This is a genomic window from Herbaspirillum lusitanum P6-12 (assembly GCF_000256565.1).
Lineage (GTDB): Bacteria > Pseudomonadota > Gammaproteobacteria > Burkholderiales > Burkholderiaceae_D > Herbaspirillum > Herbaspirillum lusitanum.
Map to the genome: position 1 here is coordinate 1 of NZ_AJHH01000225.1, position 8,844 is coordinate 8,844.

8 protein-coding genes and 1 pseudogene are annotated in these 8,844 nt (G+C 62.0%); 3 read left to right on the forward strand and 6 right to left on the reverse strand.

The features are described 5' to 3' along the window. The 3 genes from HLUSI_RS0107365 to HLUSI_RS0107375 all read right to left on the reverse strand — a co-directional run. Window positions 1-590, reverse strand: a 590-nt coding sequence (locus HLUSI_RS0107365) for a sigma-54-dependent transcriptional regulator (protein WP_016833363.1), incomplete at its 3' end; no start/stop codon positions are given. A gap of 35 nt (window positions 591-625) precedes the next feature. After that, complete coding sequence (locus HLUSI_RS0107370) at window positions 626-1,132, reverse strand: hypothetical protein (RefSeq protein WP_029363244.1); 507 nt, start codon at window positions 1,130-1,132, stop codon at window positions 626-628. Between the two features lie 13 nt (window positions 1,133-1,145). Continuing rightward, entirely contained in the window at window positions 1,146-2,636 is a 1,491-nt protein-coding gene (locus tag HLUSI_RS0107375; protein WP_016833365.1) for a sensor histidine kinase, read from the reverse strand. Window positions 2,637-2,982: 346 nt separating this feature from the next. Here HLUSI_RS0107375 and HLUSI_RS0107380 point away from each other — a divergent pair, with 346 nt between their 5' ends. Together HLUSI_RS0107380 and HLUSI_RS0107390 are read left to right on the forward strand one after the other, a co-directional pair. Next, window positions 2,983-4,410 carry an MFS transporter gene (locus HLUSI_RS0107380; protein WP_016833366.1) on the forward strand — a complete coding sequence of 476 codons (1,428 nt, stop codon included), beginning with the start codon at window positions 2,983-2,985 and terminating at the stop codon, window positions 4,408-4,410. 268 nt (window positions 4,411-4,678) lie between these two features. Continuing rightward, window positions 4,679-5,923 (forward strand): HD-GYP domain-containing protein, encoded by a 1,245-nt coding sequence (locus HLUSI_RS0107390; RefSeq protein WP_029363246.1) that lies wholly within the window; start codon window positions 4,679-4,681, stop codon window positions 5,921-5,923. Between the two features lie 15 nt (window positions 5,924-5,938). Here the strand turns inward: HLUSI_RS0107390 and HLUSI_RS0107395 are convergent, their stop codons facing one another. From HLUSI_RS0107395 to HLUSI_RS0107405, 3 genes are all read right to left on the reverse strand, one after another. Beyond that, entirely contained in the window at window positions 5,939-6,364 is a 426-nt protein-coding gene (locus HLUSI_RS0107395; protein ID WP_016833369.1) for a BLUF domain-containing protein, read from the reverse strand. A 5-nt stretch (window positions 6,365-6,369) separates the two neighbouring features. After that, entirely contained in the window at window positions 6,370-7,089 is a 720-nt protein-coding gene (folE, locus tag HLUSI_RS0107400; RefSeq protein WP_029363247.1) for a GTP cyclohydrolase I, read from the reverse strand. A 192-nt stretch (window positions 7,090-7,281) separates the two neighbouring features. Then, on the reverse strand, window positions 7,282-8,280 hold the full coding sequence (locus tag HLUSI_RS0107405) for a fimbrial protein (protein WP_016833371.1): 999 nt from the start codon (window positions 8,278-8,280) through the stop codon (window positions 7,282-7,284). A 294-nt stretch (window positions 8,281-8,574) separates the two neighbouring features. Between HLUSI_RS0107405 and HLUSI_RS0107410 the strand changes: the two are divergent. Beyond that, window positions 8,575-8,844 (forward strand): annotated as a pseudogene (locus HLUSI_RS0107410) (sulfonate ABC transporter substrate-binding protein); the annotation flags it as partial.

The following is an 8,844-nucleotide window of genomic DNA, read 5'->3' on the forward strand; positions in this document are numbered from 1 at the left end:
GCCGCGCAATTGACGGCGATGAACGGCGCCTTGGCGCGGCGACTGGCCCGATGGATCGCGCGCGCCAGCAATTCCTTGCCGGTGCCGCTTTCGCCGCGGATCAGGATGCTGGCGTCGGACACCGCCACCAACCGTGCTTCCGACAATACTTCCGCCATGCGCGGACTGCGGCTGATCAATTCTTCGCGCCAGGCTTCATCGGCATTGCCGTCGACCGACGCGGTCAGGCTCAGCGCCTGCTCGATCTTGGCCAACAGGATCTTGGGATCGTAAGGTTTGGTCAGGTAGGCGAAGGCGCCCCGCGTGGTGGCCTCGACCGCATCGGGAATGGTGCCGTGCGCCGTCAGCAGGATCACCGGCAGCGCCGGATACTGCGCGCGGATCTCGTCGAACAGCGCCAGCCCGTCCTTGCCCGGCAGCCGGATATCGCTGATGACCAGCGCCGGCAAGTCCATTGCCAGTTGCGCCTGGGCCGCTTCGGTGCTCGCCACGCCGGTGACGCGATAACCGTTGGCGGTCAGGCGCAGCGACAGCAGTTGCAGCAAATCGGCGTCGTCATCGACCAGCAGCAGGTGGCGCGGTGTGCTCATCTCGATGTGCTTCTCTATGCTCTATATAAGGGGATCTACTTTGGCTGGCCCGGCAGGGTGCGCTCGATGTTCTTCAGCGCCTCCAGCTTTTCGCTCAACTGGTCGAGGCGGCGCTGGCTATCGCGCGCCTGCTGGTTGGCCTTGTCGACGTTGTCATTCAAACGGCGCATCTCGGCGTAGTTGCTCACCAGCAGTTGCGCCAGTGGCTTCAAGGCGGTCGCATCGGAATCGGTCGCACTGAGCACCGCGCCCAGTTGCGCCAGCGCCTTGGTCAGATCGCCGGCGTCGTGCGTCAGGCCCAGCACCATGGCTTTTTGCATTGCCAGCATGGCGCCGCCGCCATGACGCGCGTTGAGCACCTGCAGTTCGCGCCCCAGCTCCTGCGGCGACAGGCGACGCAAGGATTGGTGATACGCGAGCAAGTCCTCCATGCCGCCCACCGTTGTCACCAGCTTGACGGTACTGGTCGGCGCTTCCGGCGCAGGTGTGGCGCAGGCAGCCAGTAATAGGGAAAGCAGCAGGAGAAGTAATCTGGATTTCATGATTTGTCAGTTTTCAGCTTTCATCCGGCAATTCGATGCGGAAATGCGCGCCGCCCGGGCCCGCCACCAATTGCACCTCGCCATTGTGCGCCAGCACGTACTCACGCACGATGGACAGGCCGATGCCGTTGCCGTGACGTGCGCCTTGCGGCTGGTTCAGGCCCTGGTAGAAGGGATCGAAAATCCGCACCGTGTCGGTCGCCGCCACGCCCGGCCCCTGGTCGATGCAATCGATGCGCACGCGGCCTTCATGCCCCGACAGCACGAAACGGATGGTGCCGCCGCGCGGACTGAAGCGCACCGCATTCGACAGCAGGTTGGCCAGCACGATGGCGAACTTGTCCGGATCCAGCACCGCCGTGCGGGCGCCGCCCTCGACTTCGACCTTGAGATCGCGCGCCGTCCATTGCAGGCGCTGGTCATCGATCACCTTATATAAGAGCGCGCGCAAATCCACCGGCAGGCGGTTGATGTGCTGTGCGTCGAACGCCACTTCGTTATAGCGCAGCAAATCCTCGATCTGGTTCTGCAACGCTTGCGTGTTCTGGCGCAGGATGCGCGAAATCTCGCGCTGGCTGTCGGTCAGCTTGCCGGCCACCTCGTCGTCGAGCAGCGCCGCGCCTTCACACAGGGCTGCCAGCGGCGTCTTCAGTTCATGCGAAACATGGCGCAAAAAGCGTGATTTCTCCGCCTCCAGATCGGCCAGCCGTTGTCGCAGCCAATCCAGTTGCTGGCCGAGGCGGCGCAAGTCGGCCGGGCCCTTGACGATGATCGGCTGGTCGAAACGGTTTTCGCCGAGACGATTGATCGCCAACTCGATGCGCGCCAGCGGCCGCGACAGCCAAAGTCCAAACCAGAATGCCAGCAGCACCGCCAGCACGATGGCGCCGATCACCTGAAACGTCAGCATCTGGCGCTGTTGCTCCAGATCGTTGGACAAGGCGTTGTTGCGGCGCTCGACTTCGCGCTTGCTTTCCAGCGCCAGTTGTTCATTGAGCGCCGGCAGATGGGCGAACGCCTGGAACAGCGCACGCTGGTCAGGCTTGCGCGCCTCGACCTTGCGCGCCGCCTGCTTGCGCTTGCCACCCGTCAGCGGTACAGGGACGATTGCGACTGCAGGCGTCTGATCCGCCTGCAACACGGTCCAGGCCGCTTCGCCGTAGCTGTTCCAGGAATTGAATGTGTCGGCCAGCGTCTGCGGCAGCGCTTCCTGCAATTCGGTCAGCGCGGTCTTGGCTTGTTGCCACGCTTCGGCGTAACGATCGCGGAAAGCCGGATCGTCCAGCACCAAGTACTGGCGCGCGCTGCGCTCCATCGCCACCGTGCGCTCGGCCAGTCGCTGCGCCTGCTCGGTCAGGCGCACGGCCTGGCCGGCGGTCTCGCGGCTGTGGACGGACATGCGCTCCAGCGTGAACAGGGCATGCACCGAAGTGCCGCTCAGCAGTGCGGCGATCAACAGGAACGCCGCCAGCAACAGCTGACGGAATGACAAACCCGGCAACATCACTGGCCGGGCCGCAGGCGAACGAGATACCGGCTGTTGTACGGCAGCTTGCTTGAGCATGAATCTTTCTCGCTAGGGTGGGTCATCATTGTAATCAACGACGAGGCGGATACAGAAAAGTATCTTATATCTTCTAGAAAATACTAGAAACCGCCTCCCCCTGCCAATATTTTCGTATCCTCCGCAAAACGCCCTCGCCAGCAGTCCCGGCGGTTCCCGTATATCATGACCGCAGCTCCGGCCGGCCCGCGCTGCTGCTCTGCTGCTACGTTTCGCGCGATTCAACAGCAGCCCGCGCGCCGGTCGTCCGCCCCCCCCCTTTCCTCTGCCACTACTGCGCATCACAATGGAACCGTCGAAGTCCAAGGCCGCCGCGGCCGCTCCCGTTCACCCTGTAGTCATCGCCGGCGAAGGCCTGCCCGCCGACAAGCGCGCCATTGCCATCATCACGCTGCTGATCGCCGTCGGCCTGGCCACGCTCGACACCGCCATCGCCAACACGGCGCTACCGGTCATGGCGCGCGACCTCAACACCACCCCGGCTGCCTCGGTCTGGATCGTCACCGCCTACCAGTTGGCGATGATGGTCTCGCTGCTGCCGCTGGCCGCGCTGGGCGAAATCGTCGGCTATCGCCGGATCTATATAGGAGGGCTGGCGCTGTTCACGGCCGCCTCGTTGTTGTGCGCTGTCGCATGGTCGCTGCCGGCCCTGACCGTCGCGCGCTTCCTGCAAGGCCTGGGCGGCGCCGGCATCATGAGCGTCAACACCGCGCTGATCCGCTATATCTACCCGACCCGTTCGCTCGGGCGCGGCGTCGGCATCAACACGCTGATCGTCGCCATCTCCTTCACCATCGGCCCCAGCGTCGCCTCCGGCATCCTGGCGATCGCGCCGTGGCCATGGCTGTTCGCCGTCAACGTCCCGCTCGGCATCATCGGCCTGGTGATGGCCGTGCCGTCGCTGCCGTACACGCCGAAGTCCACCCACCATTTCGACATCAAGAGCGCGCTGCTCAACGCCGCCGCCTTCGGTCTCCTGATCATGGCCATCGGCGAAGGCGCGCACCAGGCGGCGCCGAGCGTGGTCGTGCTGGAATTCGTCGCCGCGCTGGTATGCGGCTACCTGCTGATGCGCCGCGAAGCCTCGCATCCGGCGCCGATGCTGCCGGTCGATTTGTTCCGCCGGCCGATGTTCTCGCTGTCGGCCATCACCGCAGTGTGTTCGTTCGCCGCGCAAGGCCTGGCCTTCGTGTCGCTGCCGTTCTTCTTCCATCACGACCTCGGCCGCTCGCAAGTGGAAATCGGTTTGCTGATGACGCCATGGCCAGTCGCGGTCGCCATCATGGCGCCGATCGCCGGGCGCATGTCGGATCACTACCCCGCCGGCATGCTCGGCGGCTTCGGCCTGGCGCTGCTGTGCATCGGCCTGATGCTGATGACGCTGATGCCGGCCGCGCCAGGCGTGTTTGAAATTTCCTGGCGCATGTTCGTCTGCGGCATGGGCTTCGGCTTCTTCCAGTCTCCCAATCTCAAGGCGCTGATGACCAGTGCGCCGCCCAATCGCAGCGGCGGCGCCAGCGGCATCGTCGCCACCGCACGGCTGTTCGGCCAGAGCATCGGCGCGGCGCTGGTGGCGCTGTGCTTCAGCATGTCGGAACTGCACGGCTCGCGCATCGCACTGGGACTCGGCGCCGGCTTTGCGGGCGCCGCCTGTCTCGCCAGTTTCATGCGTCTGTTGACCACCAATCCGTACGCGCCGCCGGCGCAGAAGTAAGTCACATCACTTCTTGCGGACGATCCGCGCCACGACGGCACGGATCGTCCGCAACGACCAGTAATCTTCGTTTTTCCAAGCCTTCGCGCAGTACAAATACAACAGCCACATTCCGAGCAGGTTCTGCTACGATAAGGCCATGCAATCGCTGAACGTGAATTCGCGGAAGTCCAGGATTCATGCGTATTTCAGAGCAGCAACATAAGAACGCATTTCACGCCGATTGATGAAATGAGTTCCAACAATAAGCGTCCATGGAGGACCGAAAGTGTTGAAGCGTATTGCACCCGATCAGTTGCGCCTTGGCATGTATGTCCAGGAGATTCCAGGCCCGTGGATGAATCATCCATTCTGGCGGGGTTCCTTCAAACTGGAAAAATACGAAGACCTCAAGACGCTGCGTTCCGCCAAGATCGAACAGATCCTGATCGACACCACCAAAGGTCGCGACATCGTCATGGAAGACGAGCCCAAAGCTGCAGCGGCCGCGCCCGCTACTGCTGAAATAGCGGCTGAAACAGCATCCGAAGCCACCCGCCCGAAACAAGCGAAGATCGTCGTCCATGTCGGCGCCGAACAGGAGCGCGTGCAAGCCGCGCGCGTCCTGACCGGATCCAGAAGAGCCATCATGACGATGTTCAACGAAACCCGCATGGGCAAAGCGCTGGACATTCGCCAGGCGATGCCGGTGGTGCAGGAAATCACCGCCTCGGTGGCGCGCAACTCCGGCGCGCTGATCAGCCTGGCGCGCCTGAAGACGGCCGACGATTACACCTACCTGCATTCGGTGGCGGTCTGCGCCATGATGATCTCGCTGGCCAACCAGCTGGGCATGACGCCGCAACAGACCAAGCAGGCCGGCATGGCCGGGCTGCTGCACGATGTGGGCAAGATGGCCGTGCCGTTGGACATCCTCAACAAGCCCGCCAAGCTGACCGAGGAAGAATTCGCATCGGTGCGCATGCACACCGTGCAAGGCCACGGCATCCTGCAGCAGATCGAGGGCATTGGCGAGGTCGCCCTGGATGTGTCGTTGCATCATCACGAAAAGATCGACGGCAGCGGCTATCCCTTCAACCTCAAGGCCGACAGCATTTCGATCATGGCCAAGATGGGCGCGGTCTGCGATGTCTATGACGCCATCACCTCCAACCGGCCCTACAAGCCGGGCTGGGAGCCGGGCCATTCGGTCAAGCGCATGGCCAACAACCAAGGCCATTTCGACGAGACCATCCTCGAGGCATTCATCAAGAGCGTGGGGATTTTTCCGACCGGGTCCTGTGTGGTGATGCAATCCGGCAAGGTCGGCATCGTGATCGACCAGCATCCCGGATCGCTGCTGACGCCGAAGGTGAAAGTATTTTTCTCGGCTCTGACAATGGCGCCGCTGCCGATCGAGATCATCGACCTGGCCACCACGCGCAGCGGCGACAAGATCGCCTCGCACGTGGATCCGGCCAAACTGCACCTGCCCAATCTGGAAACCATCTGGGCTTCGGCAGCGATCGCCTGAGCGGTCGCGTGAAGCTTAATCCCGGACTGCGAACGCGCCGGTTTCCGCCAACTCTTCCAGCAGCGCCACGGTAGCGCAACCCGACACGTCGTAGGGATTGAGCACGCCGGTACTGGAGTATTTCAGCAGCAGTGAACGGTTGAGCTTGTCCAGCCTCACCTTGCCCATGGTCCACGACGAATACCGTCGCACGCCGACCTCTTCGTAGCACAGCAGGATCACGTCCTTGTGGCGCGGGTCCTGCAACAGGCGTGCGTATAGCTGGTTGACCTGCTCGCGGCCGCCTTCCAGCGCCTGCACGAACACGTCTTCGCTGTGGCACAGCACGCCGGTGATGCCGCTGGCCGGATTGTGGCGGCGCGCCGTCGCCAGGATGGCGTCGACCTGCTCCTGGGCAATCGGAGTACAGGCGCGGCTTGCATAGATCAGACGAACCAGCATGGTGATTATCCTTTCCGGATGAGCGCGAGGAATTCGCGGCGCAAGTTGGCGTCGCGCAGGAACGAACCGCGCATGACGCTGTTGATCATCTTCGACTCGGTGTCCTTGACGCCGCGCCAGTGCATGCAGAAGTGATCGGCTTCCATCACGATCGCCAGGCCGTCCGGCTGCAGCTTTTCCATCAGCAGGCCGGCCACTTGCGACACGGCCTCTTCCTGGATCTGCGGACGGCTCATGATCCACTCGATCAGGCGGGCGTACTTGGACAGGCCGATCAGGTTGGAATGTTCATTCGGCATCACGCCGACCCAGACCTTGCCCATGATCGGGCACAGGTGATGCGAGCAGGCGCTGCGCACCGTGATCGGGCCGACGATCATCAACTCGTTGAGGCGTTCGATATTGGGGAATTCCGTCACCGGCGGCGCCGGCAGATAACGCCCGCGGAACACTTCCTGCAGATACATCTTGGCCACGCGCTTGGCGGTGTCCTGGGTATTGTGGTCGCTGTCGACGTCGATCACCAGGCTCTCCAGCACGCCGGCCAGCTTGGCCTGCACCTCGGCCTGCAAGGCGTCGAGCTCGCCGTCTTCAATGAAGGCAGAGATATTGTCATTGGCGTGAAAGCGGACGCCGGCAGCCTTGATGCGCGCGCGGATGCGATTCGACACTAGTTCGGACACCAATTCGTCGTGCACGCTTGGTCGTGGTTGGTCTGTTGCCATTGTGGAATGGAGCGCGTGGGCGCGATACGAATGAAATTGTTGCCATTATGCCCCGAAACGGAGCCGGGGCTGAGTCGGGCCGGTGCAAGCACGAGAAACATCGGCCTTCCCTGAATGCAGGCAACTATCTGATGCAACTTCCGGGACTATCTCAATGAATGCGAAAGCCCGTCTTGCCGTGGCCGGATGGCATCAAAAGAACGTAAAGGTGACGACCGCCGATGCCCTTACCTGTCCGACGCCGGCAACGCTGCCGGGCTTCTGCCGCATACGCGCGCCGTAGGCGAGGGTCGCCGGATAGGTCAACGTCGCAGCGTAGTTTCTGTCGGCATTGAGTGCGACCGCGTTGCCCGCACTGTCGAGCAATTGGACCTGCACATTGGCTGCCGGATCGGTCGGGGCAGCATTATTGATCAGGCCGCTGGAGGCCTCCGTCGTACTGGAGCCGGTTACATCGAACCTGACTTTGGCCTGGGTACCCGCATCACAGTCAATCTCCAGCCTGAAACTCGTCGTCGGCCCAGGAGTACCGGTCGCGATGCTTGCACGCGTCAGCGATCCCAGAGGGACGGCAACTGGAATAGTGAATCTGCAGACGTTGGCGGTGATGGTGGCGCTATTGCCGATGGAATACGTCTGCGTTGTATTTGGCATCGAAGGAATACTCATCCTGAAGACGTTGCCCGAGCCCAAGGTCGCAGCGCTGAGCGTGTTGGCCGTCTTGATGAACTCCAGAAAGATGGCGGGATAGCTTACCGGCACTCCGATCGGATCGTCATTGACGCTGCCGGTGCCGGAGCACCTTGTGCTTCTTTGAGCAACTACGCCGGTGCAGTACGTGTTGGATATCTTCACGCCGAGTCCGGGAATGGCGACGCCGGCGCTATCCAATACGGACATGGTGGAAGTGGCACGCGCGATGTCTCTTGCCGCAATTTCGGAGACGGTAAGCGGTGGAATGTAGTTGGTGCAGCTGACTTGCAGAATCGGCGGGGTGGATCGCGCCGTCCCGATGACTTGTCCAATCGCCGTATCCCGGCTGACCGTCATATTGGGTATCGTGATGGTTGAGTCCCCCGCCATGCCCATCACTGTGCATCCAGACGCGGCATGGGCAGCTCCACAAGATAGCCCCACGAAAATCAACATCATCCACAGGATGGATTTGATCGTTATTCTGATTTTCCGCATAATTTTCCTCAGAAACTATTTCATTTTTTTCACCGCTGTCTGGCGCCGACGGTGAGGCCTGCGATGCAACGTTCACTGCATCCGCAGTAAGCAGAAGATTGTCGCTTTTCGGGCTGGCCCGCGATATGAGAAAACTCTCAAAGCAACCTCCGGATTCAACTCGCTTTCATCAAGAAATCTCAGCTGCCCACCATAGAAATCCACCGCATAAGCTCATGCAGAAACATCGCTTAGTTTTGCGCGACGCCGGTGCTATGGTCAGCGACCATACTTTTATTCGCTGCCCGGAACTCCATGCCCATCCTCCTCTTCACGCGCACCCTCGGTGCGCTGCTGGCGCTCATGCTGAGCCTGTCGGCGATCGTCGCTCACGCCGCCGCGCCGGCGACTTCCTACCCCAGGGAATTCCGCATCGGCTATCAGAAGGGCAACAGCCTGGTCATCCTCAAAGCCAGCGGCGAGTTGGAAAAGGCGCTCGCGTCCAATGGCGTCACGGTGAAATGGTACGAATTTCCGTTCGGCCCGCCGATGGTGGAAGCGCTCAACGCCGGCGAGATCGATCTC